The following is a 22,306-nucleotide window of genomic DNA, read 5'->3' on the forward strand; positions in this document are numbered from 1 at the left end:
GGCCGGGCTGGAAGAATCCGGCACATGATCAAGTGGGTGGTGTTCGACCTCGGCGACGTGGTGTTGCGCGCGACGACTGCGTTCGGCCCGCTCGCCGAGCTGCTCACGGTGGCGCCGGATGCGTTCACGGCAGCGTACTTCGAGCATCGCCGGGCGTACGACCTGCACACGGATCCGGCGATCTTCTTCACCGACGTGGCCCGGTCGTCGGGGGCCGGGCGGCCGGACGCCGCGCTGATCGCCGAGCTCGTACGGATCGATGACCTCGGTTGGAGCGTCACCGATCCGGACATGCTCCGGCTCATCGAAGAACTGCACGCGGCCAGGATCTCGCTCGCCGTGCTGTCCAACGCGCCGTCCTCGATGGGGCGGCTGATCGAGGTCCAGCCCTGGGTCGGTCCGTTCCAGCATCTGCTGTTCTCCGGGGACCTGGGCCTCATGAAGCCTGACGCGGAGATCTACCGCCGGCTGCTGGCGCAGCTCGCGGTCCACGCCGACGAAGTCGCGTTCCTGGACGACCGACCCGACAACATCAATGGTGCGATCGGCGTGGGTATCCACGGGTTCGTCTTCAAGGGTGCGACTGCCGCCCGCGCAGATCTGCGCGGGCTCGGCCTGCCGGTCTGACGACGCGGCGTCCGCGATCACGACGCGGCGTCCGCGATCACGACGCGGCGTCCGCGATCACGACGCGGCGTCCGCGATCACGACGCGGCGTCCGCCATGACCCGGCAATCCCTTGGCCGGGCGTGCCAGCGAAGCCCACGGCGGGCGAGAAACGTCAGCGGCGGTTGCTGATCGACCTGCGGTTGCGGCCGGCGATGGCGCTGACCGCGTAGACGCCGCCGGCGATCAGGGCGACCCACAGCACGGTGTGGGCGACGAAGCCGACCACCGCTCCGATGATGCTGAACGCGATCCACAGCACCACGATCGCGCCGACGATCTTCAGTACCTTCTCCATGACAGTCTCCGACTTTCGTTGCTCGGGCCGATCTGTTGACCGGCACTGATTTCAGACTGCACCTTCTGGGACCTCCGCACCTCCGGGATCGACCCTGAACTTCCATTCAGGGGTGACCCTGGTGCGGTCCACACCGGGGTCGCGGCGGGTGTTGGTCACATCCGGCCTCGAAGCGGGCACGTCGGTTCCTAGAATGGTGCAGTGGATGAACAATCACCGACCCGATCAGCCGCTGTGACCGAGCGGGTCGAACCCGCGATCGCCGGCCGGACCTTCGATGCCGTGCTGTTCGACATGGACGGGACCCTGGTCGATTCCACCCCCGCAGTGGAGCGTTCGTGGGCCACCTGGGGCGCCGAGTACGGCCTGACCAGGTCGGCCCTCGCCGCCGGGCACGGCCAGCCGGCCTCGCAGTTGGTCCGCCTTCTGCTGGCCGCCGACCAGATCGACGGCGGCCTGGCCAGGATCGCCGAACTCGAACTCGAAGACCTCCACGACATCACGGTGCTCCCCGGCGCCGCCGAGCTGCTGGCCGCGATGCCCGCCGACCGCGTCGCCATCGTCACCTCGGCGACCAGGCAGCTGGCGGAAGCCCGGATCGCCGCCGCGGGCCTCACCGCCCCGGCCGTTGTCGTGACGTTCGACGACGTCACCCACGGCAAACCGAATCCGGAGCCCTTCCTGACGGGCGCCGCCCGGCTCGGCATCGACCCGTCCAGGTGCCTGGTCGTCGAGGACGCTCCAGCCGGCATCAAGGCCGGCCGAGCCGCCGGCTGCGCGACGCTCGCCGTCACCACCACCAGCACCCGCTCCGAACTGGACGCCGACCTGGTGGTCGACAGCCTGGCGCAGGTCTCGATCGTGCCTGGCCCCGAGGGGTTCTCGCTTCTCGTCGGCTGAGATCAGCTGCGGCGCAGGAACTTGCCGAACGCATCCAGGCCGCCCGTGATGGTCGCCCGGGTCCCGGCGAAGGACATCCTCAGGAATCGATGACCGTCGATCGGGTCGAAGTCGATCCCGGGCGCGACGGCCACCCCCGCCTCGTCGAGCAACCGCGCACAGAAGGCCTGGGAGTCGTCCGTCAGGTGGGAGACGTCGGCGTAGACGTAAAAGGCGCCGTCGGCCGGAGCGAGCCGGTCGATCCCCAGCGAGCGCAGCCCGTCCAGCAGCAGACCCCGGTTCCCGGCGTAGCGCGCGACATGGCCGTCGCATTCGTCGTAGGACTGGAAGGCTGCGACCGCGGCGTACTGTGCCGGGGCCGGCGGGCAGATCGCCATGTTGCCGGCCAGCGCGTCCACCGGGTCGGTGAGATCCTCGGGCACCAGCAGCCAGCCGATCCGCCAGCCCGTCATCGAGAAATACTTCGAAAACGAGTTGACGACGAAACCGGAACGGTCGGTCGACCAGCTGCAGGACGACTCGCCGCTGTAGGTGATGCCGTGGTAGATCTCGTCGGAGATCAGCCGGATGCTCTGCGCTGCACAATAAGTCGCCATCGTCGCGAGTTCGGCAGGCTCGAGCATGGTGCCGGTCGGGTTGGCCGGCGAGGCCACCACCAATCCCTGCAGTTCCAGGTCGGCGATCATCTCCACCGTTGGCTGGTAACGGCTTTCGAGGCCACACGGCAGGTCGATCACCTCACACCCCAGCGCCTGCAGGATGTTCCGATACGCGGGATAGCCGGGACGCGCCAGGCCGACCCGGTCACCGACGTCGAACGCGGACAGGAAGGCCAGCAGGAATCCGCCGGACGACCCGGTGGTGACGAAGACCCGTGCGGGATCGACGTCCAGGCCGTAGGTGCGTTGGTAGTGGCCGGCGATCGCCTCCCGGAGCGGGGCGATCCCCGGGGCCGGGGTGTAGCCGAGCAGCTGCTCGTCCAGGGCAGCCCGGGCCGCGGCCAGGACCGGCGCCGGCGCCGGAGTCGACGGCTGGCCGGCCGTCAGATCGAAGACCGGTGCGCCGGTGTCGGCCCGGCGGGCCGCCGCGGCCAGTACCCGCATGACGTGGAACGGCGCCACCTCGGACCGGTTGGAGGGCGAGAACCCAAGGCCGGCAACCGATCCCCCATCGGTCACGGCACGCTGACCGGTCACGGCGCGCTGATCCGGCCTGCCGCGGCCGCAGCGCCGATGTCGGTGCGGTGCTGCGATCCACGCATCGCCACCCGATCGACCAAGGCGTATGCCTTCTCCCGCGCATCACCCAGATCGCGGCCGGCGGCCGTCGCGGACAGCACCCGTCCACCGCAGGAGAGCACCCGTCCGGCGTCGTCCCGGCGGGTTCCGGCATGCAGGATGCCCTCTTCATCGCCACCTTCGATGACGTCACCGACGACGGGCGAGCCGGGGTACCCCTCGGAGGCGATGACGACGGTCACCGCGGAGCCACTCCGGAACACCGGCGGCGACACCAGGCCCAGATCGCCCGCAGCTGCGGCGGCCAGCAGACCGGCCAGTGGCGAGTCCAGCAGTGCCAGCACGACCTGGGTCTCGGGATCGCCGAACCGGCAGTTGAACTCGATGACCTTCGGCCCGTCGACGGTCAGCACCAGACCTGCGTAGAGCAGTCCAGCGAAAGGTGCTCCCCTGGATGCCATCTCGGTGAGGACCGGATCCAACACCTCGCGTTGCACCTGCGGCACCAGATCGACCGGCGCCCAGTCCAGCGGGGCATAGGCGCCCATGCCACCGGTGTTCGGGCCTTCGTCACGATCAGCGAGACGCTTGAAATCCTGCGCCGGCAGCAGCGGGACCGCCCGGACGCCGTCGCACACCGCGAACAGCGACACCTCCGGTCCAGCGAGGAACTCCTCGACCAGGACCGGATGGCCACCCTCCATCACCGCGAGGGCATGGGCGACGGCGATCTCGCGATCGGACGTCACCACCACCCCCTTGCCCGCAGCGAGCCCGTCGTCCTTGACGACGTACGGGGCCCCGCACAGGTCCAGGGCGGCGTCGATCTCATCGGCGGACACCACCGCGACAGCCATGGCCGTCGGCACCCCGGCCGCCGTCATGACGTCCTTGGCGAAGGCCTTCGACCCCTCGATCCTGGCCGCCGCGGCGGTCGGCCCGAAGACGGCGATGCCCGCTGCGGCGACGGCATCGGCCGCTCCGTTGACCAACGGGACCTCGGGACCGATCACCACCAGGTCCACCCCCAGCTCCAGCGCCAGCGCGGCGACGGCGGACGGGTCCGCGACGTCGAGTGGGAAGGCGGTGGCCAACGAGTGGGTACCGGCGTTACCGGGGGCGACGAAAAGGTCGGTGACGGCCGGGTCGCGGCGTAGTGACCGCAACAGGGCGTGCTCACGAGCACCAGAACCGACGACGAGAATGCGCACGGCATGAGGGTAGCGGGAGTGGATCCGCAGGATGTCCATGTCAGAGTGGCTCCTGTGCCCACCTCCATGAGCTACGACGAGCACCTCGCCGTGATCCGCCACCACAGCGCCGCCCTGCTGGCCGATGCCACGAGGTCCTCCATGTCGGACGTCGTCCCGACCTGCCCGGGCTGGACGGTCGCCGACCTGCTGAAACATCATGGCGGAGTCTGTCGGTGGGCGGCCTCCATCTCCGGCGGCGCCCGCACGAACAACCTGACGAACGCCGAACTGGATGACGTCATGACGGCACCGAAGGCCCGCAAAGCGCTGCTGGCCTGGTACGCCGAGGGGGCGGGACAGCTGGTGACGGCACTGGAGACGGCGCCGGACGGGCCGGCGCTGGTGTTCCTCCGCGACGCGCCGTCGCCCAGGGAGTTCTGGGCCCGGCGCAGCGCCCACGAGACCACCGTGCACCGGGTCGACGCACTGTCGGCCCAGTTGGGGCGCCTGCCGACGGCCGCGAGCACCGACATCACCACCGGTCTGGCCGTGGACGGAATCGACGAGCTGCTGCTGGGGTTCCTGCCCCGCCCGAGCTCGAATCTGCGGGTCGACGAACCGATCGTCGTCAACGTGACCCCGACCGATTCGCAGGCCTGCTGGAACATCGTGATCAGCACCGACCCGCCGGTGACGGCCACCGGCGTGGCCCCGGAGGCCGATGCCACCCTCACCGGTTCGGCGGTCGGTCTCTACCTCGGGCTGTGGAACCGCGGCGACGAGATCGCCGAGCACGGGCTCGCGCCCGTGCTGGGTCTGTGGCGCGAGCGGGTCAGGGTCAGCTGGACCTGAAGCCGGCGCCTCGGACCACGACGTCCTGCAAAGTGCTCGCAATAGCGAGCACTCTGCAGGACGTCAGCCGCCAGCCAGCGGACGTCAGCCGCCAGCCGGCGGACGTCAGCCGCCAGCCGGCGGACGTCAGCCGGCCAGCACGTCGTGCACGACGATGGTCTGGTCCCGTCCGGGGCCGACCCCGATGGCCGAGACCCTGGCCTGGGACAGCTCCTCCACCCGGTTCACGTAGGCCTGCGCATTGGCCGGGAGCTCGGAGAACGAGCGGCAGTGCGAGATGTCCTCGAACCAGCCGGGCATCTCCTCGTAGATGGGCGTGGCGTGGTGGAAGCCGGTCTGGGTGAGGGGCATCTCGTCGTGACGCTGGCCGTCGACGTCGTAGGCCACGCAGATCGGCACGGTCTCCAGCGACGACAGCACGTCCAGCTTCGTCAGGAAGTAGTCGGTGATGCCGTTGACCCTGGTCGCGTACCGCGCGATGACGGCGTCGAACCAGCCGCAGCGACGGAGACGCCCGGTGGTGACGCCGATCTCGCCGCCGGTCTTGCGCAGGTACTCGCCCCACTGGTCCTCGAGCTCGGTCGGGAACGGCCCCGAACCGACCCTGGTCGTGTACGCCTTGAGGATGCCGAGGACCGAGGTGATGGACGTCGGACCGAGTCCTGACCCGACGGCCGCGCCGCCCGCGGTCGGGTTCGAGGACGTCACATACGGGTAGGTGCCGTGATCGACGTCCAGCAGGGTGCCCTGGGAACCCTCCAACAGGATGTGCTCGCCGCGCCGGACGGCCTCGCCGAGCTCCAGGCGGGTGTCGGAGATCCGGTGCTTGAAGGCCTCCGCCTGCTCGAGCACGGTGTCGACGATGCGGCCGGCGTCCAAACCCTTGCGGTTGTAGATCTTCACGAGGATCTGGTTCTTGATGTCCAGCGCCGCCTCGACCTTCTGCGCCAGGATCGACGGGTCGAGCAGATCCTGCACGCGCACGCCGAGGCGGGCGACCTTGTCCTGGTAGGCCGGGCCGATGCCGCGGCCGGTGGTGCCGATCTTGGCCTTGCCCAGGTAGCGCTCGGAGACCTTGTCGATGGCCACGTGGTACGGCATGATCAAATGCGCGTCTGCCGAGATGAATAGCCGGCTGGTGTCGACATTCCGCTCGTCCAAGCCGCCGAGTTCGGTCAGCAGGACACCGGGATCGATCACCACACCGTTGCCGATGACATTGCTGACGCCCGGGGTGAGAATTCCCGAGGGGATCAGGTGGAGGGCGAATTTCTGCCCGTCCGGCAGGACGACGGTGTGGCCGGCGTTGTTGCCGCCCTGATAGCGGACGACCCAGTTGACCCGCTCGCCGTAGAGGTCGGTCGCCTTCCCCTTGCCCTCGTCGCCCCACTGGGCGCCGATCAGGACCATCACCGACATGACACACTCCCTTGAATCTCATCGGCCGGCCACGTGCGGCAGCCGCCAGGGGAAGGGTAGTGGGTGGAATCGATCCTCGTGCTCTGCTGTCGGCCCGACCGGGCGGCAGCACTGGCAGATCCGACCGTTCGCGCGGCCCTCGGCCGATGCGGCGACCTCGCTGTGGAGTTCGTCGGGCCGCGGCCCGACAAGGGCATCGACCCTATGCTGGCCGGGCGCATCGTGGTGCTCGGTGATGACACCGACCTCGCCGCCGTCGTCCTGCGGCTGATGCGGCGCGAACTGCTCGGAAAGGTGATCGTCGGGTTCGCCACCGACCGTTCGACGTCCGTGACCGAACTGTGGTCCTTGCCGCTGGGATCGGCGGCGGTGAAACTGGCGATCGCCGGCGACCCGGACCTGGTGCCGGTGGTGCGGGACGACGTCGGCGGCGTCCTGGTCGGTCTCGGCGGACTGCTGGACGTCCGCGGCACGGTCTACGTCGACGAGAAGCGGGTCCTCCAGGGGTCGGCGGCGCAGGTGCTGGTCGAGCCGCACACCACCAAGGGCCTGTCCGTCACGGTCGTACCCCGCCGGATTCTCGGTTTCGGACGGCGTCCCACCGCCGTCCAGGGTCGGGCGGTGTCGATCGGCACCGCCCCCGCGACGGTGCTGCGGGACGGTGTGACCTACGACCGGCCGATGAACCGCTGGACCTTCTACAAGCACACCGAACCGCTCCGGCTGGTGCGCGGAGTGCTGTGACCGCGTCGACCAGAGCGGCGTGCTGTCACCGACCGGGTCAGGGCAGCATGTCCGCCGGGATGTTGCGGTCGGCGTCGAGCAGGAATGCAGTGATCCGGGCGACCTCGTCGGTTTCCTCGAACAGGGCGGCGGCCTGGCCCAACGCCGCCAGCGCCCGGAGGAACCCGCGGTTGGGCACGTGCGACCAGGGCACCGGACCCGCGCCCTTCCACCCGTTACGACGCAACTGATCCAGCCCGCGGTGGTAGCCCACCCTGGCGAACGCGTAGCCGGCGACGTCGTCCCCGCGATCGAGGGCGGCCTCGGCCAGTTCGGCCCACACCAGACTCGACGTCGGGTGGTTGCGGGCCACCGACTCGGCGGATTGCCCGGCAGCCAGATCGGCGTCGGCAGGGTCGACGGGCAGGGTGACCGGGGGCGGTCCCAGCAGGTTCGGTCCATTCATCCCCCCATCCTGCCGGTATCCGCCTCCGGACCTCGCATCGCCGCCTGCTGGATCCGAAAACGCCGCCTGCTGGATCCGAAAACGCCCCCGCCGGATCCGGAACCCGTGCCTGCCGGGCCCGGAACCCGTGCGTCAGATCTGGAACTGCGCCGCCAGCGAGCGGTCCACCTGCTGGTAGTAGGTCCTGGCATTGCCCACCGCCTCGGCGAGGCTACGGAGCACCAGCTGGCGGTCGACGGCCGCCGCCTCCCAGTTGGCCTTCAGCAGCTTGAACGACGTGAGTGCCTGCGCGTCCATGTCCGCCGTGGCCCCCACCGCAGAATCGAGCTGACCGAGGTGGGTCTCGATGCGGCCCCAGGTTGCCACCAGTCCGTCCTGGCCGGAGGACATCACCGAGTAGTTCGCCCTGATCGTCGACATCAGCGGAGCCCCCGCAGACCCTCGGCCAGACTGCCTTCGGCCTCGGCGAACCGATGCCCGGTGGTGACAAGGCCGGCGCCGTGGCCGAGCAGTGCGTTCTTGAGCTGGGTGGCCTGGTCCAGGTAACCGTGCATGGCCGTCGCGAACTGGGGCGCCGCCGAGTCGGACTGCCAGCCCGATCGGATCTGGGCCAGCAGATCCGTCATGGTCGAGATCTCCCCGGCCAGCAGGGTGCCGACGTCCGTCACTCCCGCGCCTGCCGCGGTGATGCGTTCGGTGCTGATGGTGATGCCGTCCATGTCGCAAGTCCTCTCGGAAACATAGCTGTCGAACCACAACTGTCGGAATGCAGTTGTCGGGACACCGATCGAAATACAGTGGAACTGCGGTGATGCAGGACATCGTTTCGCCACCCACCCCGGTCGGGAAAGAAGCCATCGAGAAATGTGGATGGTTTGGGGCATGTGGACAACTCGGACCTGAAACGCTCGACCCCTCACAACCGAAAGGTCTCCCATGGCGCTGCGCGTTCTGGTCACCGGCGCATCCGGATTCATCGGCTCGAAGCTGTGCCCGGCCCTGCTCGAGGCGGGTTACGAGGTCCGTGCGATGACCCGCACCCCGGAGAAGTACACCGGCGTCGGCGACCCGGTGGCCGCCGACGTGTCCGACCCTGACACCCTGCCGCCGGTGCTCGCGGGCATCGATGCCGCCTACTACCTGGTGCACTCCCTGGACTCCGGCGACTTCGTCGAGAAGGACGCCGAAGCGGCCAGGGCCTTCGGTACCGCCGCTGCGGCAGCCGGCGTCCAGCGGATCATCTACCTGGGCGGGCTCGGTGCGGAGGACGAGAAGTTGTCGGCCCACCTGCAGTCCCGCCGTCAGGTCGAGGATCTGCTCGGCGAGGCGGGCGTTCCCGTCACGGTCCTACGCGCCGCGGTGGTCGTCGGCCACGGCGGGATCTCGTGGGAGATCACCCGACAGCTGGTCAAGCACCTGCCGATCATGGTCGCGCCGCGCTGGGTGAAGACCCGCACGCAGCCCATCGCACTGCCCGACGTCATCCGGTATCTCGTCGGCGTCCTGCAGGCGCCGGAGGCCAAGGGCAGGGTCTACGACATCGGTGGGCCCGAGATCCTGAGGTACGTCGACATGCTCAAGCGCGCGGCCGTGATCCAGAACAAGCGGGCGCTGCCGCTCTTCATCGTGCCGCTGCTGACCCCGCGACTTTCGTCGGGCTGGTTGACCCTGGTGACCGACGTCGACTTCGAGACCAGCCGGAACCTCATCGACTCGATGACGAACGAGGTGGTGGTGCGGGACGGCGATGCCATTCGCGAGCTGATCCCCGGCGAGCCGATGGGCTACGACGAGGCCGTCCGTCTCGCCCTGGCCGACCGTGCCGCCGCCGCCGAGGCCCAGGCCCAGGCCGACGCGGCCGAGGAGAACAGCAAGGCTGCCGCCGAATGACGCAGATCCGATGACGGCGGATCAGCCGGCCGACGCTCGATCCGTGCGGTCAGCAGGCGCGCAGGCTTCCGGGGGAGTCGGGCACGTGCCGACGTGGAGCAGGCTCGCCGACAGTCGCGTCGGGCGCCTGTTCAGGCCCGCGCTGATCGACAAGATCGACCGTGACCACCAGCAGAGCGACGCGGCCTTCCGGCGTCGGCGGATCGTGGTGGCCGTGGTGGTGGTGCTCGGCGCGACCCTGCTCGGCATCTCGCTGTCGGTGCGACCCGCCGATCCGGCGTTCTACCCGCTGACCCTGGGTCTGGCGGCCCTCTGGGTGGCCGGCGGGTTCGCCTCCGGCCCGCTCCACCTGGGCTGGGAGGGCTCGCCGCGTGGGATTCGGCGCCCCATCGTCGTTCCCGTCCTGCTGGGTCTGGCGGCCGGTGCCGTCTTCGTCGTCGGCGCGCTGATCGTCCGCGACATCGGGCCGGTCCATCGCCTGGTCAACTCCGTGCTCGCCCACGCTCGCTTCGGCTCGACCCCGGTCGTACTGCTGATCGCGCTGCTGAACGGTGTCGCCGAGGAAGTCTTCTTCCGCGGAGCGTTGTTCGCGGCGATCGGGCGGAAGCGCCCGGTGCTCATCTCGACGATCGTCTACACCCTGGCCACGCTGGCCACCGGCAACTTCATGCTGGTCTTCGCCGCCTTGACCCTCGGGCTCGTCCTGGGGCTCGAGAGGCGGGCGACCGGTGGAATCCTGGCGCCGATCCTCACCCACGTCACCTGGTCACTGGTGATGTTCTTCGCGCTGCCACCGCTCTTCGCCTGACAAGCCGGCAGCAGTGCAAGGGCGCCCCGACCTGCCGAGTTCGTCCGGCATGGCGGTGGCGCTACGAAGGGTAATCAAAAGGTCAAGGGATCCGACCTGGCTCCGGACAGCAGAGAGGCCCAAGTCGGCATGACTTGGGCCTCTCGGGCTCCGTTCTCCTCCCGGGCATGGGGTGGAGAACGGGCGTCTGGAGCGCCTGCTCGGCGGATACTTCTAGTTCGTCGCCCTAGCAGTAAAAGATGTTACCGATCCAGGGCAGTTTCTTCGGTGGATCCCAAGAATTTGTTGATTGCCCGCCATCTATCACTCACGGTGATCAAACTGTGACGGAGGACACTCGTCAGACCTTGCCTTCCCAGGCCAACTTCCAGGTCTTCGGACCGATCAGACCGGTGCCGCCGAGCTTGTTGCGGTTCTGGATGTTCTTGGCGGCCGCCAGCGTTCTGGCACCGTAGTAGCCGACACCCTTCAGGTCGTACCCGCGGTGGCCCATCTGCATCTGCCAACAGGCCAGGTTCCTGTCGTAGGCGCCCATGGTGAAGGACTCCTGCGGCCAGGCCGGAGCCTTCTTGGCCCCCACATGGCAAGCCGCCGTGGTCAGGCCGGGCCAGACCCCCTCGGATGACGCCGGCGGCGTGGTCGGCTTCGGCGTCGTGGGCTTCGGGGCGGTGGGCTTGGGCTTCGTCGGGGCCGGCGCTGTGGTCTGCCCCCAGGCCGCAGCCCAGGTGCGGGCGTCGATGATGTTGCTCTGCGGGATGCCGTACCTGCTCTGCAGTTCGTGCAAGGCGACCAGCGTGTGCGACCCGAAGTAGCCGGTGCCGGTGAAGTTGTAGCCGCGGCCGGCCATCTGCTTCTGCCAGCAGACGAGCCCGCGGTAGGTGGTGCCGAGGGCGAAGTTCTTGCCGCCCCAGGCCGGCGGGTTCGACGTGCCGACGTTGCAGGAGCTGGTCGGAACCGGGGTGTAGGTGCTGGTGCCGCCCCCGCTGATGTAGGCACTGTCGGCGCGGGTCGGCACCACGCCCGAGCTGGCACTGGAGTCCTCGCTCAACCCGGCCAGGGACGCACACACCCATGGTCCCCAGCCGCGCATGCGGTAGAGGTAGAGCGCCCGGTAGTCCTGCTCGGAGGCATTGGCGTCCGCCGGCGAGCCGGATCCGCCAACCGACTGCCAGGTCGACAGGTCGAACTGGTACGCCCCGTAGTAGCCGTTGCCGGTGTTGATGCTGTAGTCGCCGCCGGATTCACACTGGCGCAACGAGGCCCAGTCCGAGGCCGACGGGTCCGCGGCGGCCGAGCCGGACGCGAAGACGGTGATGCCGGCGAAGATCGCCGCCACGATGGTGCCGAAAGCCAGCGCTCTGCGCACGGGTGTGTCCCAGTCCGGCCGCACGAACGCATCGAGATGCGACGCATCCGGACAGGGCGGATTCAGCCCGTTTCCGGGTTGCTGTCATCGGTTGGCCGAAGGTACCGGTCAGCCGACTACGCCCTGCTCGTATGCATCGCGGCGATGCCTCTTCCCCTTGCACGACACCGCCGTCGACCGCGCCCCCGCTCGACCTCCGTGAAGACCTGACCCGACGCCGGGGTATGCGGAGCGGGGAGCCACGACCACCGGCGGGTACCCCAAACGGAGTACCGCCTCACCGTAGTTCACCAGTCCCACAAGTCACAAGACACCCAGCAAACCCAATGTTCCCGCAATGAGTCATCCATCCCACGCAGGACACGCACAGATTCTTGAAATCACAAACGTGTCATTCTTCGTTCGCCAGGCCGGGGCCCGCCCGGAAACGCAGCGTTCACCGGCGATCAGACAGTCCGACCGGACGATATGCGGCAGAAAATCTTGCTGGCCGTCGGACCGTCGGATGGACTACCGTTTCCGACGAATCCCCTGCAGGAAGGAAGGCGTCATGACGCGGCGTGGCTGGGTCCTCTTTGCCGCCTTGAGCCTGATCTGGGGTGTGCCCTACCTGATGATCAAGGTGGCCGTCACCGAACTCGATCCGGTGGTCGTCGCCTTCGGCCGCACCTTCCTGGCTGCGCTGATCCTGCTCCCGATTGCCCTCCGACAGCGAGCGCTGGGTCCGGTCGTCGCCCGCTGGAGGTGGCTCCTCCTCTACACAGCCGTCGAGATCATCGGCCCGTGGTGGCTGCTCGGACATGCCGAGACCCGCCTGACGAGCTCCACCGCCGGCCTGCTGCTGGCCGTCGTCCCGCTGATCGCCGCGGTCGTCCTCGTCACCCTCGGCCGGGACCGGTTCGACGCGAGGCGGCTGATCGGCCTCGGGGTCGGCCTGGCCGGCGTCGTCACCCTGGTGGGTCTGGACGTCCACCTCGACGACCTGGCATCCGTCGGCGCGGTGATGCTGACGGCCATCGGCTACGCGATCGGCCCGATCATCATCAACCGCAAGCTGGCCGACCTACCACCCATGGGGGTCGTCACCGCCTCGCTGGTCGTCGCGACCGTGGTGTTCGCACCGTTCGCGGTGTGGTTGCGTCCGGACCACGTCTCGGCCGCAGCCGGATGGTCGGTCGTCGGGCTCGCCGTGGTGTGCACCGCGGTCGCTTTCCTGGTCTTCTTCGCGCTGATCGCCGAGGCCGGACCGGCACGCGCCACGGTGATCACCTACATCAACCCGGCCGTCGCCATCTGCCTCGGCGTACTCGTGCTGGGCGAGAAGTTCACCGTGGGGGTGGCGATCGGCTTCCCGCTCGTCATCCTGGGATCGGTGCTCGCGACCGCGAAGACCCGGACCCGGAGTTCCACCGCGGAACCCGTTCCCTGCTGAGGTTTCCCATGGGTTCGATCGCGGACGGGCCCTCACCCACCCCCGCACTGGTGCCCGGGCTGCCGCCGGCGGCGACGATTGCTGCATTCCGGTCGACGGGCCGACGCCATCACGGGAGGCGGGGAGCGCTGGGGCTGGGGCAGTTCCATCGGCCTCGGCGGCTACGGCCGGGGCGACGGCAAGGCCATCCGGATCCCGCTGCCCGGAGCCGCGGTTGCGGTGATCGGGGCGTTCACCGGAACGTTCGTCATGGTGGCTCCGACCGGTGCTGCCGGCACCTGACGGCCATCAATGACCGTCAGGTGCCACCAGGGGGACCTACTTGCCTGTGGAGGTGCCGGCCGAGCCGAGCTGCTGGCAGGCCTCGACCACCCGGGCGGCCAGGCCGGCCTCCCCCAGCTTCAGGTACGAACGCGGGTCATACGCCTTCTTGTTGCCGACCTCGCCGTCGATCTTCAGCACGCCGTCGTAGTTCTGGAAGAAGTGGCCGACGAGCGGACGGGTGAAGGCGTACTGGGTGTCGGTGTCGATGTTCATCTTGACGACGCCGTAGGAGACGGCCTCGGCGATCTCCTCCGCGGACGAACCGGATCCACCGTGGAAGACCAGGGCGAACGGCTTGGAGCCGGCGGCCAGGCCGAGGTGCGCGGCCAGCGCGTCCTGGCCCTCCTTCAGGACGGACGGGCGCAGCTTGACCCCGCCCGGCTTGTAGACGCCGTGCACGTTGCCGAAGGTCGCGGCCACGATGTAGTTGTTCGCCTCCGGGGCACCCAGCGCCTCGACGGTCGCGATGAAGTCGTCGGGCGAGGTGTAGAGCTTGTCGTTGATCTCGTGCGCGACGCCGTCCTCCTCGCCACCGACCACGCCGACCTCGATCTCGAGGATGACGTTGGCCGCCTTGGTCAATTCCAGGAGTTCCTTGGCCACGACGAGGTTCTCGTCGAGCGGCACGGCCGACCCGTCCCACATGTGGGACTGGAACAGCGGGAGCCCGCCGTTCTTGACCCTCTCTGCAGAAATGGCCAGCAGCGGCCTGACGAAGGTGTCGAGCTTGTCCTTCGGGCAGTGGTCGGTGTGCAGGGCGACGGTGACGTCGTACCGGGCGGCCACCACGGCGGCGAACTCGGCCAGCGCCACGGCGCCGACGACCATGTCCTTGACGGACGTGCCCGAGGCGAACTCGCCGCCACCGGTGGAGACCTGGATGATGCCGTCGCTGCCGGCGTCGGCGAAGCCCTTGATGGCGCCGTTGATGGTCTCCGAGGAGGTGATGTTGATCGCGGGGTAGGCATAGCCGCCGTCCTTGGCCCGCTGGAGCATGGCGGCGTAGGTCTCGGGAGTTGCGAGGGGCATGAGGATCCTTTCGGGGCAGCGGCCGGACGGCCTGCGCCTGGTGGTCTGATCTGCGGGCTGATTATCGCCTACCGGGACAGGTCCGTCGGCGATGCCCGACGTTGCGCCGATCTATCGAAACGATTCGACAAGATGCTTCGACAGGCGCACAATCAGGGTCGGACATCGCGGTCCCACGGACGGTGCGCCACGCCGGCAGCAGCATCAGGCCCCATCGGCAGCGTCCGTCCAGCTCACACGATCAGACCTGTCAGCACCAGGAGACCGCAATGCCCCGCGTCCTCGTCGCACTCGCCATCGGCGCCTTCGCCATCGGCAGCACCGAATTCGCCGTCATCGGTCTGCTCCCGCAGATCGCCGCGGGCCTCGACGTCACCATTCCGGCTGTCGGCCTGCTCATCACCGCCTACGCGATCGGCGTGATGCTCGGCGCTCCGACGCTCACCGCACTGTCCAGCAGGTGGACCACCCGGCAGACCCTCATCGGCCTGATGGGGGTGTTCATCGTCGGGAATGCGCTCTCCTCGGTGGCCCCGTCCTACGGGGTACTGATGGCGGCCCGGGTGATCACCGCACTGGCCCACGGGTCGTTCTTCGGCGTCGGCGCCATTGCCGCCCGTCGCACCGTGGCACCCGAGAGGGCAACCAGGGCAATCTCTTTGATGTTCCTGGGCCTGACCATCTCCAACGTCGTCGGGGTACCGGGTGCCACCTGGCTCGGTCAGCACTTCGGCTGGCGGATCGTCTTCGCCGTCATCGCGGTGATCGGCGTCCTGACGATGGTCGCGGTGCGCGCCTGGCTCCCCGACGACGACATCCGCATCGACCTGCGCGCCGAACTCGGCGCCTTCCGACGCCGATCGGTGTGGTTCGGGCTCGGCGTGACGACCATCGGCTTCGGTTCACTGTTCGCCGTCTACAGCTACATCAGCCCGATCATGACGGATCTGGCCGGTGTCAGCGAGAACGGCGTCACCCTGGTCCTGGTGTTCTTCGGACTCGGCACCACCGCCGGCGCCCTGCTGGGTGGCTGGGCCGGCGACCGCTGGGGCATGAAGGCCGTCGCCGTGGGATTGGCCGTCGTCGCGTTGCTGCTCGCGTTGTTCACCATCACGTCGCACAACTCGGTCACCGCCACCATCACCCTGGTGGCCTTCGGGACCGTCGCGTTCGCCCTCGGCCCCATCGTCCAGAACCGGATCATCGAGGCGGCCGGTACCGGCGGCAGCATGGTGTCCGCCGCCAACCAGGGCGCGTTCAACGTGGCCAACGCGATCGGTGCGGCCGGCGGCGCCTACGTCATCAAGGCCGGGTTCGGCCTGACCGGCACGATGTGGGTCGGGGTGCTGCTGGCCTCGTCCGGTGCCGTCATGGTGTCGTACTCGCTGCTGCGGGACCGCCGGCGCAACTCGGCCCTCGCGCCGCTGAAGGCCCAGAAGGTCCTCGTCAGCTGATCGGAACCCGTGGCGGACCGGTGGTTGCGCGCACGATCAGGCCCGGGTTCATCCGCACCACCTTGGGTGCCGACGGTTCAGATGTGCGCACGTGGTCCAGCAGCATCAACGCGGCAATACGCCCCTGCTCCCGGACCGGCTGACCGATGGTCGTCAGGTCGAAGAGGTACGACATGTCGTGGTTGTCCACGCCGATGACGGACAGGTCCTCGGGGATCCGGATCGACAGCCGACGGGCTGCGTAGATCACGCCCATGGCGACCTCGTCGGAGACGGCGAAGACCGCGGTGGGCATCCGGGCAAGTTGGTTACCGCACGCGGCCCACAACTTCATCAGGGCCTGCTCCCCGGCCTCGATGGCGAACCCGGTGACGCCGATCAGCGCGGGATCGACGGAGATCCTCTGCTCTCGCAAGGCTTTCACGTAACCGCGTTCACGGTCTGCGGCGACGGTGAATCCGTACATGTCGTCGGGATCCCGACCGAGGAAGGCGATCCGCCGGTGACCGATGGCCATCAGGTGGGTGGTTGCGGAGTACCCAACCTCCACGTCGTCGACCAGCACTCCGGAGACACCCGGCAGCATCGATCCGACGGTGACGAGCGGGATGCGCAGGTCGTTCAACGACAGCGGCTCGAGACCGAGCGGCACGTTGAGGCCGAGCACGCCGTCGACCCGCTTGTGGAGGGCCCTGGTGTTGACCACCACCTTGGCCACCGGCCCGGCGTTCGCACCCAACGGGTACAGCAGGGTGTCGTAACCCTGCTCCCCCACCACTTCCTGGGCACCCTCGATGACAGCGCTGAAGAACCAACGGGAGATCCACGGGGCGAGCACCCCGATCGCGCAGGTGCGTCCGGTGGTCAGCGCCGCCGCCGAGGGCGAGGCGACGTAGCCGAGCGACTCGGCGGCTCTGGCCACATTTTCCCGGGTCGTCACGGACACCCCGGGGAGACCCCGGAGTGCCCGTGACACCGTTGCCGGCGAGACGCCGGCCAGTGCTGCTACTTCGACGATGCCGATCATCGGGGCCAGCCCGCTGTCGGCCATCGGATCAGCCCTTGACGCTGCCCGCGAGCAGACCGCGGACGAAGAAGCGCTGCAGGCCGAGGAACACAGCAAGCGGAACGATCATGGCGATGATCGCGGCCGCCGGGATGACGTCGGCCGACGACTGGAACTGCGTCGTCAGACCCTGGATGCCCTTGGTGATCGGAGCCGTGTTGTCGCTCGAGAAGGTCAGCGCCACCAGTAGATCGTTCCAGACCCACAGGAACTGGAAGATGCCGAACGAGGCAATGGCCGGGACCAGCAACGGCATCAGCACCTGGATGAAGATCCTGACGTGTCCGGCACCGTCGACCCGCGCAGCCTCGATGAGGGACGCCGGAATCTCCTTCATGAAGTTGTGCAGCAGGAAGATGGCCAGCGGCAGACCGAAGATGGTGTGCGACAACCAGATCGACCAGAATCCGGCGTTGAGCCCGAACTTGGTGTAGATCGTGTTCAGGGGAATCAGGGCCACCTGGATCGGAACGATCTGCATGGCGAAGATCGCGACGAAGAGAAAATTCTTGCCCTTGAAGTCGATCCAGGCGAAGGCGTAGGCGGCCAGCAGGGCCAACGCGATCGGGATGAACACCGCCGGCAGGGTCACCACGATGCTGTTGAGCAGATAGCTCGACAGCGGCGAGGTGTTCCCGTTGCCCGTCCAGGCATTCGAGTAGTTGCTGAAGGTGAACGACGAACCCTTGAAGAAGTGCCACCAGCCACTGGTGATGCTGGCGGCGGCCGGGTTCCCGTTGACCGTGGCCGGCCCACGCACCGAGTTGACGAGCAGTCCGATGGTCGGCACGGTCCAGGCGATCGCGATCACGATGGCCAGACCGGAGGCCCACGGCGAGGTGAGCTTGGTCTTGGCGTCGGCGGCCCGTAGCTGTGCCTTGAGCTTGCGCCCGGTGAGCTCCGGTTCCGGATTGACGAGGATGGGGGTGATGGTCGTCATCGGTTGTCGTCCGCCTTCTTCATCTGTCGAACGTTGAACACGATCACCGGCGACACCAGGATGAAGATCATCACGGCGAGAGCACCGGCCAGGCCGGGCTGGTTGCTCGCGATGTTGGAGTAGAAGGCGCTGGCCAGGATGTCGTTCTTGGTGATGCCGTTGCCCATGACGTTCACCAGATCGAACGTCTTGAGGGAGGCGATGGCGATGGTCGTGATGACCACGACCAGGGTCGGCCGGATGGTCGGGATGGTGATGCTGCGGAACAGCCGCATACCGGTGGCCCCGTCGATCTGTGCAGCTTCGACGATGTCATCCGGCACCGCCTTGATGGCGGCGGACAGCAGCGTCATGGCCAGACCGGCCTGGATCCAGATCATCACGACGATCATCGCGCCCGTGCTGACCGGGAACTTGATCAGCCAGTTCTGCGGAGTACCACCGAAGGCGCTGAAGATCGAGTTGAGCAGGCCGACCTGCCCGTTGCCCTGGGTGGTGGGCTGGTAGTAGACGTAGCGCCACATGACTGCTGCGGCCACCAGCGAGATGGCGGTCGGCAGGAAGATGAGAGCCTTCGCCGCAGCCTCGAACCGGGTGCGGTCGACGAGCACCGCGTACACGAGCCCGAACACCGTGGCGAACACCGGAACCACGATGATCCAGGCAATCGTGTTGTAGAAGATCGGTGCGTTGGCCGCGTTGAAGAAGTGGGTGTAGTTCGCCAAACCGTTGAAACCGGCCGGATTACCTGCCGCGTCGACCTTGCGGAACGAGGCGATGATCGTGCTGATGGCCGGGTAGAGCAACCCGCCGGCGAGGGCCGCCACCGCCGGTCCGAGGAAACCTGCGACGACTGTGCCGTTGGGTACCCGGGCATGATCCACGAGCCAGAGGATCAGACCCATCACCGCCACGAACAGGATGATGACCAGGAACATCACCACGATCTTCTGAGCCACCGAGGTGGGGTGGAAGATCATCTCCACGAACCAGCCGTGGGTGAACTGCTGGCCGGTGTTGTAGAGGAAACCCTTGCCGTCGCCGCTCGTCGTACTCGTTCCGGACCAGACGATGACACCGATGATGAACGCGACGACGAACCAGACGACCGGCGTCAGCCAGCCCATCACCCGAGCGGGACGGTTCTGTTCCGGCACGAATGCCGGAGGCTGCCCATCCGTCCGGGTAGGTGTTGAAGTACTCAACGTTCCTCCAATCAAGATTCCATGGAATTGAATCGGGGCCCCACCAGAATTTGTCCAGCGGACGCCCTGAAGAGCTGCGGTTGGGGATCGGATCGATCTGCGAAACCGCAGGCAGGCGCACCCAGTTGTGGTCGGGTGCGCCTGCCTGTGGCCTACTGGCTCGTCAACTCTGACTCGCCGTCGTGCATGATCTGGACCGGTCGATCAGCGTCAGCTGGTCGGCCAGGCCGAATCGATCTGGGAGAGGACGCTGGCGTCATCGGTACCGGTGATCCAGTTGGTCAGCTGCTTCCACTCGGCACCGGAGCCGACGGCGGCCGGCATCAGGTCGGAGGCGTCGAAGCGGGAGACCGTCTTCGGGTCCTGGATGATCGAGACCGACAGCTTGTTGATCGGATCAGCCACGTTCTTGATGTCCAGGCCCTTGTTGGCCGAGATGCGCGACTTGGAGTTCTTCGACTGGTTGTTGGCCCAGTGCGAGGTGGTCAGGTAGTACTGGAACGCCTGCACCTCGGGGTTGCTGGAGAAGGCAGCGACGAACTCGCCCGCGACCTCGACCGGCTTGCCGAACTGGTCGCCCATGGCCGGGAGGTAGAAGGCGAAGATGTCGCCGTTCTCCGAGACGTCAGGGGTGCCCTTGAAGTTGGTCTCGTAGAACGAGGCCTGCTGGTGCATGTAGCACTTGCCGCCCTGGATCGGGAGGCCGCCGTCAGCGAAGTTGGTGGTGGCGATGGAGGCGACGGATCCGTCACCGATACCGGCGTTCACGTACTTCTCGTTCTTCCAGACCGTGGCGACCGTGGCGAGGGCCTTGGCGATGGGCGGATCGGAGAACTTGACCTTGTGGGCGACCCACTGGTCGTAGACGTCGGGGCCGGCCTGACGCAGGACGACCTCCTCGAGCCAGTCAGTGGCCGTCCAGCCGGTGGCGACACCGGACTCGACTCCGGCACACCACGGCTTGATGCCATCGGGATCAGCGGCGATCTTGTCCGACAGGGCGATCATCTCGGCCCAGGTGGTGGGAACCGTGTAGCCCTTGGCCTTGAACATCTTCGGCGAGTACCAGACCAGCGACTTCACGCTGGCGCCCAGCGGGGCCGCGTAGAACTTGCCACCGACGGTGCCGTAGGTCTTCCAACCCTTGTCCCAGTACTTGTCGACGTTGGCGCCGACCTGAGCGGGAGCCTCGACGACCTTGCCGGTCGCGACCAGGGTGGCCAGCAGGCCGGGCTGCGGGACAAACGCGAGGTTCGGGGCGTTGCCGGACTTGGCCTGGACCACGATCTGCTGTTCGAAGTTCTTGTCGGCCTTGTAGGTGACCGTAGCGCCGGTGCAGGTGGTGAAGTCCTTCCAGGACGCCTCCAGCTGCTTGCCCTCGTCACCGGAAATACCGGCATAGATGCTGACCTGCTTGCCGGTGATGTTCGGCCAGTCCTTCTTGATCGTGTCGCAGTACGTCGCGTCGTCACCAGCAACGGCCGGGCCGCTGCCAGTGCTGCTCGAGGTGGGGGCGGTGGACGAACCAGGCGCTGCGCTGGTAGCTGGAGCCGCGCTGGAGGGCGCGGAGACCGCCGGGGCCGACGTGCTGGGGGTGCTGCTGGCGGCAGGCGCCGTGCTGCTGCTGCTACCACATGCGGTGATGATCAACGCTAGTGCGCTGATGCCTGCGATGGTGACCATCGCCTTGTTAGCCGACGTACGTGACACTCGGCCGACCTCCGTTTCTTGGGGGAAAGTCGATGTGAGGGTGCTCACAACAAGGGCAATGAAAGCGTTTTCAACGCCGGTTTGCAAGCCCAGGTGGTGATCCGCCCGTAACGATTGCGTAACCCAAGAGAATGACGGATCACGTTTTGGTCGCGGCTCATGCTGAAATCGGACATGAACCAGCTATGAATCGGGCGTGAGTGTGCCCGATTGACCTGCGGGAACAACCCCGAAAGGGGCCTGACGGCCCAGAGCGATCAAGCGTTGCTCACCCGAACCCTGCACCGGGGCACTCCCGCCGTGTCAGGATCGAACTGCACAACGCGGCGCCCGTCGCGGGTGAGGACGACAGCGCCGTTCATCGGCGCCTTCCGAAGGAGTCAGAGGCGATGACGGCGGACGACCAGTGGACCGAGTCCGCGGTGGAGCGAACCCTCGGCACGCTCGCGCAGCTGAACCCCGACTACGCCGTCCCGATGCCCACCGGTCCGGCCGGAAGTCCGGCCGCTGGCCCCACCTCGACCCTGCCGGGCGCCACTCCGACGCCTGCGCTCGCCGCACGACCGGTCAACGCCGACGTGACGATCGACGACATCTACCGCACTCACCGGATGGGCATGGTGCGGCTCGCCATCCTGCTGGTGGACGATCAGGCCAGCGCCGAGGACGTCGTCCAGGAGGCCTTCGCCGGGCTGTTCCGCAACTGGGCAGGACTGCGGGACAACGCCGCGGCCATCGGCTATCTGCGGACGGCCGTCGTCAACGGGTCCCGATCGATGCTCCGCCGGCGCCGGACGGCACGCGCCTACGTGCCTCCGCACCCGGGCACGGCACGGTCGGCCGAGTCCCTGGCGCTGCTGACCGCCGAACACCAGGCCGTCGTCTCGGCCCTCGGCGACCTCGCCCCCCGGCAGCGCGAGGTGCTGGTGCTCCGGTACTACGGCGGGCTGTCCGAGGCAGAGATCGCCGAGGCCACCGGGCTCTCCAAGGGCACCGTGAAGTCGACCGCCAGCCGCGCCGTCGCCAAGCTGGGCGACATCATGAGGGCGCGGTGACCCCACCCGACCCGTCCGGCCAGGGGCCGGACCCGGAACGGGTGCTGACCCAGGCACTCCGGGCCATGGCCGGCGGTGGGAAGGAATCGCGGGAACCGTCCGGAGCCGTCGGCCGCCGACCGTCCCTCACGGTGGTGCAGATTCTGCTGATCGCGGCGATCGTCGGCCTGCTCGCCGGAACCACGGTCGGACTGATCAGCCTGCTGACCTGAAAACCTTCCGGCCGCGACGCTACAAAAGTGGCTCGAGCTTCATTCTCTGCATGACACGAA

General features: G+C 67.8%; 24 protein-coding genes. 11 read left to right on the top strand and 13 right to left on the bottom strand.

Annotation, left to right across the window (positions count from 1 at the left end; genetic code table 11):
- Positions 1-24: 24 nt before the first annotated feature.
- Complete coding sequence (locus tag ABIB25_RS07660) at positions 25-627, top strand: HAD family hydrolase (RefSeq protein ID WP_354527834.1); 603 nt, start codon at positions 25-27, stop codon at positions 625-627.
- Positions 628-781: 154 nt separating this feature from the next.
- Here the strand turns inward: ABIB25_RS07660 and ABIB25_RS07665 are convergent, their stop codons facing one another.
- Positions 782-964, bottom strand: coding sequence for a hypothetical protein (locus ABIB25_RS07665; RefSeq protein ID WP_354527835.1), 183 nt, complete (start codon positions 962-964; stop codon positions 782-784).
- A gap of 201 nt (positions 965-1,165) precedes the next feature.
- On the opposite strand from ABIB25_RS07665, the gene ABIB25_RS07670 reads away from it, so the two are divergent.
- On the top strand, positions 1,166-1,864 hold the full coding sequence (locus tag ABIB25_RS07670) for an HAD-IA family hydrolase (RefSeq protein WP_354527836.1): 699 nt from the start codon (positions 1,166-1,168) through the stop codon (positions 1,862-1,864).
- A 2-nt stretch (positions 1,865-1,866) separates the two neighbouring features.
- Here the strand turns inward: ABIB25_RS07670 and ABIB25_RS07675 are convergent, their stop codons facing one another.
- Both ABIB25_RS07675 and purD read right to left on the bottom strand, forming a co-directional pair.
- Complete coding sequence (locus tag ABIB25_RS07675) at positions 1,867-2,967, bottom strand: aminotransferase class I/II-fold pyridoxal phosphate-dependent enzyme (RefSeq protein WP_354527980.1); 1,101 nt, start codon at positions 2,965-2,967, stop codon at positions 1,867-1,869.
- Positions 2,968-3,056: 89 nt separating this feature from the next.
- Positions 3,057-4,313: a phosphoribosylamine--glycine ligase gene (gene purD, locus ABIB25_RS07680; protein WP_354527981.1), complete on the bottom strand. Its 1,257-nt coding sequence runs from the start codon at positions 4,311-4,313 to the stop codon at positions 3,057-3,059.
- Between the two features lie 54 nt (positions 4,314-4,367).
- Here purD and ABIB25_RS07685 point away from each other — a divergent pair, with 54 nt between their 5' ends.
- Positions 4,368-5,147, top strand: a complete 780-nt coding sequence (locus ABIB25_RS07685) for a maleylpyruvate isomerase family mycothiol-dependent enzyme (RefSeq protein ID WP_354527837.1) — start codon at positions 4,368-4,370, stop codon at positions 5,145-5,147.
- Between the two features lie 126 nt (positions 5,148-5,273).
- Here ABIB25_RS07685 and ABIB25_RS07690 read toward each other — a convergent pair whose 3' ends face one another.
- Positions 5,274-6,566, bottom strand: a complete 1,293-nt coding sequence (locus tag ABIB25_RS07690; protein ID WP_354527838.1) for an adenylosuccinate synthase — start codon at positions 6,564-6,566, stop codon at positions 5,274-5,276.
- A 63-nt stretch (positions 6,567-6,629) separates the two neighbouring features.
- Between ABIB25_RS07690 and ABIB25_RS07695 the strand changes: the two genes are divergently transcribed.
- Positions 6,630-7,310, top strand: a complete 681-nt coding sequence (locus ABIB25_RS07695; protein WP_354527839.1) for a hypothetical protein — start codon at positions 6,630-6,632, stop codon at positions 7,308-7,310.
- A 37-nt stretch (positions 7,311-7,347) separates the two neighbouring features.
- Here ABIB25_RS07695 and ABIB25_RS07700 read toward each other — a convergent pair whose 3' ends face one another.
- The 3 genes from ABIB25_RS07700 to ABIB25_RS07710 form a co-directional block, all read right to left on the bottom strand.
- Entirely contained in the window at positions 7,348-7,755 is a 408-nt protein-coding gene (locus ABIB25_RS07700; protein ID WP_354527840.1) for a DUF3151 domain-containing protein, read from the bottom strand.
- 132 nt (positions 7,756-7,887) lie between these two features.
- Positions 7,888-8,175, bottom strand: a complete 288-nt coding sequence (locus ABIB25_RS07705) for a hypothetical protein (RefSeq protein WP_354527841.1) — start codon at positions 8,173-8,175, stop codon at positions 7,888-7,890.
- Positions 8,175-8,474 (bottom strand): WXG100 family type VII secretion target, encoded by a 300-nt coding sequence (locus ABIB25_RS07710; RefSeq protein ID WP_354527842.1) that lies wholly within the window; start codon positions 8,472-8,474, stop codon positions 8,175-8,177. The genes ABIB25_RS07705 and ABIB25_RS07710 overlap by 1 nt, the downstream gene beginning before the upstream one ends.
- Before the next feature lie 223 nt (positions 8,475-8,697).
- Here ABIB25_RS07710 and ABIB25_RS07715 point away from each other — a divergent pair, with 223 nt between their 5' ends.
- Positions 8,698-9,645: an NAD(P)H-binding protein gene (locus ABIB25_RS07715; RefSeq protein WP_354527982.1), complete on the top strand. Its 948-nt coding sequence runs from the start codon at positions 8,698-8,700 to the stop codon at positions 9,643-9,645.
- 10 nt (positions 9,646-9,655) lie between these two features.
- Positions 9,656-10,453 (top strand): CPBP family intramembrane glutamic endopeptidase, encoded by a 798-nt coding sequence (locus tag ABIB25_RS07720; protein WP_354527843.1) that lies wholly within the window; start codon positions 9,656-9,658, stop codon positions 10,451-10,453.
- A gap of 340 nt (positions 10,454-10,793) precedes the next feature.
- Here the strand turns inward: ABIB25_RS07720 and ABIB25_RS07725 are convergent, their stop codons facing one another.
- Positions 10,794-11,819 carry a transglycosylase family protein gene (locus ABIB25_RS07725; protein ID WP_354527844.1) on the bottom strand — a complete coding sequence of 342 codons (1,026 nt, stop codon included), beginning with the start codon at positions 11,817-11,819 and terminating at the stop codon, positions 10,794-10,796.
- Between the two features lie 550 nt (positions 11,820-12,369).
- Here ABIB25_RS07725 and ABIB25_RS07730 point away from each other — a divergent pair.
- Positions 12,370-13,251: a DMT family transporter gene (locus ABIB25_RS07730; protein ID WP_354527845.1), complete on the top strand. Its 882-nt coding sequence runs from the start codon at positions 12,370-12,372 to the stop codon at positions 13,249-13,251.
- 78 nt (positions 13,252-13,329) lie between these two features.
- The gene (locus ABIB25_RS07735) at positions 13,330-13,533 is read left to right on the top strand and encodes a hypothetical protein (RefSeq protein ID WP_354527846.1); all 204 of its coding nucleotides are present in this window, start codon (positions 13,330-13,332) and stop codon (positions 13,531-13,533) included.
- 36 nt (positions 13,534-13,569) lie between these two features.
- Here the strand turns inward: ABIB25_RS07735 and fbaA are convergent, their stop codons facing one another.
- Positions 13,570-14,604: a class II fructose-bisphosphate aldolase gene (fbaA, locus tag ABIB25_RS07740; protein ID WP_354527847.1), complete on the bottom strand. Its 1,035-nt coding sequence runs from the start codon at positions 14,602-14,604 to the stop codon at positions 13,570-13,572.
- A gap of 182 nt (positions 14,605-14,786) precedes the next feature.
- Here fbaA and ABIB25_RS07745 point away from each other — a divergent pair, with 182 nt between their 5' ends.
- Complete coding sequence (locus ABIB25_RS07745; RefSeq protein ID WP_354527848.1) at positions 14,787-16,058, top strand: MFS transporter; 1,272 nt, start codon at positions 14,787-14,789, stop codon at positions 16,056-16,058.
- Here the strand turns inward: ABIB25_RS07745 and ABIB25_RS07750 are convergent.
- From ABIB25_RS07750 to ABIB25_RS07765, 4 genes are all read right to left on the bottom strand, one after another.
- Complete coding sequence (locus ABIB25_RS07750) at positions 16,051-17,109, bottom strand: LacI family DNA-binding transcriptional regulator (protein ID WP_354527849.1); 1,059 nt, start codon at positions 17,107-17,109, stop codon at positions 16,051-16,053. The two genes, ABIB25_RS07745 and ABIB25_RS07750, sit on opposite strands and share 8 nt — an antisense overlap.
- Positions 17,110-17,113: 4 nt before the next feature.
- On the bottom strand, positions 17,114-18,064 hold the full coding sequence (locus ABIB25_RS07755; RefSeq protein WP_354527850.1) for a carbohydrate ABC transporter permease: 951 nt from the start codon (positions 18,062-18,064) through the stop codon (positions 17,114-17,116).
- Positions 18,061-19,221, bottom strand: coding sequence for a carbohydrate ABC transporter permease (locus tag ABIB25_RS07760; RefSeq protein ID WP_354527851.1), 1,161 nt, complete (start codon positions 19,219-19,221; stop codon positions 18,061-18,063). Before ABIB25_RS07760 ends, ABIB25_RS07755 begins: the two co-directional genes overlap by 4 nt.
- Positions 19,222-19,479: 258 nt before the next feature.
- Complete coding sequence (locus ABIB25_RS07765; protein WP_354527852.1) at positions 19,480-20,952, bottom strand: ABC transporter substrate-binding protein; 1,473 nt, start codon at positions 20,950-20,952, stop codon at positions 19,480-19,482.
- A gap of 416 nt (positions 20,953-21,368) precedes the next feature.
- On the opposite strand from ABIB25_RS07765, the gene ABIB25_RS07770 reads away from it, so the two are divergent.
- Together ABIB25_RS07770 and ABIB25_RS07775 are read left to right on the top strand one after the other, a co-directional pair.
- Complete coding sequence (locus ABIB25_RS07770) at positions 21,369-22,034, top strand: RNA polymerase sigma factor (RefSeq protein WP_354527853.1); 666 nt, start codon at positions 21,369-21,371, stop codon at positions 22,032-22,034.
- Positions 22,031-22,246, top strand: a complete 216-nt coding sequence (locus tag ABIB25_RS07775; RefSeq protein WP_354527854.1) for a hypothetical protein — start codon at positions 22,031-22,033, stop codon at positions 22,244-22,246. Before ABIB25_RS07770 ends, ABIB25_RS07775 begins: the two co-directional genes overlap by 4 nt.
- Positions 22,247-22,306: the final 60 nt, after the last annotated feature.

This window comes from Nakamurella sp. UYEF19 (assembly GCF_040546275.1).
In the GTDB taxonomy this organism is placed as follows: domain Bacteria; phylum Actinomycetota; class Actinomycetes; order Mycobacteriales; family Nakamurellaceae; genus Nakamurella.

Excerpts from the sequence above, each read along its gene's own strand:
- ABIB25_RS07660 (WP_354527834.1), top strand. The coding sequence starts at position 25 with ATGATCAAGTGGGTGGTGTTCGACCTCGGCGACGTGGTGTTGCGCGCG.
- ABIB25_RS07665 (WP_354527835.1), bottom strand. The coding sequence starts at position 964 with ATGGAGAAGGTACTGAAGATCGTCGGCGCGATCGTGGTGCTGTGGATC.
- ABIB25_RS07675 (WP_354527980.1), bottom strand. The coding sequence starts at position 2,967 with ATGCGGGTACTGGCCGCGGCGGCCCGCCGGGCCGACACCGGCGCACCG.
- ABIB25_RS07690 (WP_354527838.1), bottom strand. The coding sequence starts at position 6,566 with ATGTCGGTGATGGTCCTGATCGGCGCCCAGTGGGGCGACGAGGGCAAG.
- ABIB25_RS07700 (WP_354527840.1), bottom strand. The coding sequence starts at position 7,755 with ATGAATGGACCGAACCTGCTGGGACCGCCCCCGGTCACCCTGCCCGTC.
- ABIB25_RS07705 (WP_354527841.1), bottom strand. The coding sequence starts at position 8,175 with ATGTCGACGATCAGGGCGAACTACTCGGTGATGTCCTCCGGCCAGGAC.
- ABIB25_RS07710 (WP_354527842.1), bottom strand. The coding sequence starts at position 8,474 with ATGGACGGCATCACCATCAGCACCGAACGCATCACCGCGGCAGGCGCG.
- ABIB25_RS07720 (WP_354527843.1), top strand. The coding sequence starts at position 9,656 with ATGACGGCGGATCAGCCGGCCGACGCTCGATCCGTGCGGTCAGCAGGC.
- ABIB25_RS07730 (WP_354527845.1), top strand. The coding sequence starts at position 12,370 with ATGACGCGGCGTGGCTGGGTCCTCTTTGCCGCCTTGAGCCTGATCTGG.
- fbaA (WP_354527847.1), bottom strand. The coding sequence starts at position 14,604 with ATGCCCCTCGCAACTCCCGAGACCTACGCCGCCATGCTCCAGCGGGCC.
- ABIB25_RS07750 (WP_354527849.1), bottom strand. The coding sequence starts at position 17,109 with ATGGCCGACAGCGGGCTGGCCCCGATGATCGGCATCGTCGAAGTAGCA.
- ABIB25_RS07755 (WP_354527850.1), bottom strand. The coding sequence starts at position 18,064 with ATGACGACCATCACCCCCATCCTCGTCAATCCGGAACCGGAGCTCACC.
- ABIB25_RS07765 (WP_354527852.1), bottom strand. The coding sequence starts at position 20,952 with ATGGTCACCATCGCAGGCATCAGCGCACTAGCGTTGATCATCACCGCA.
- ABIB25_RS07770 (WP_354527853.1), top strand. The coding sequence starts at position 21,369 with ATGACGGCGGACGACCAGTGGACCGAGTCCGCGGTGGAGCGAACCCTC.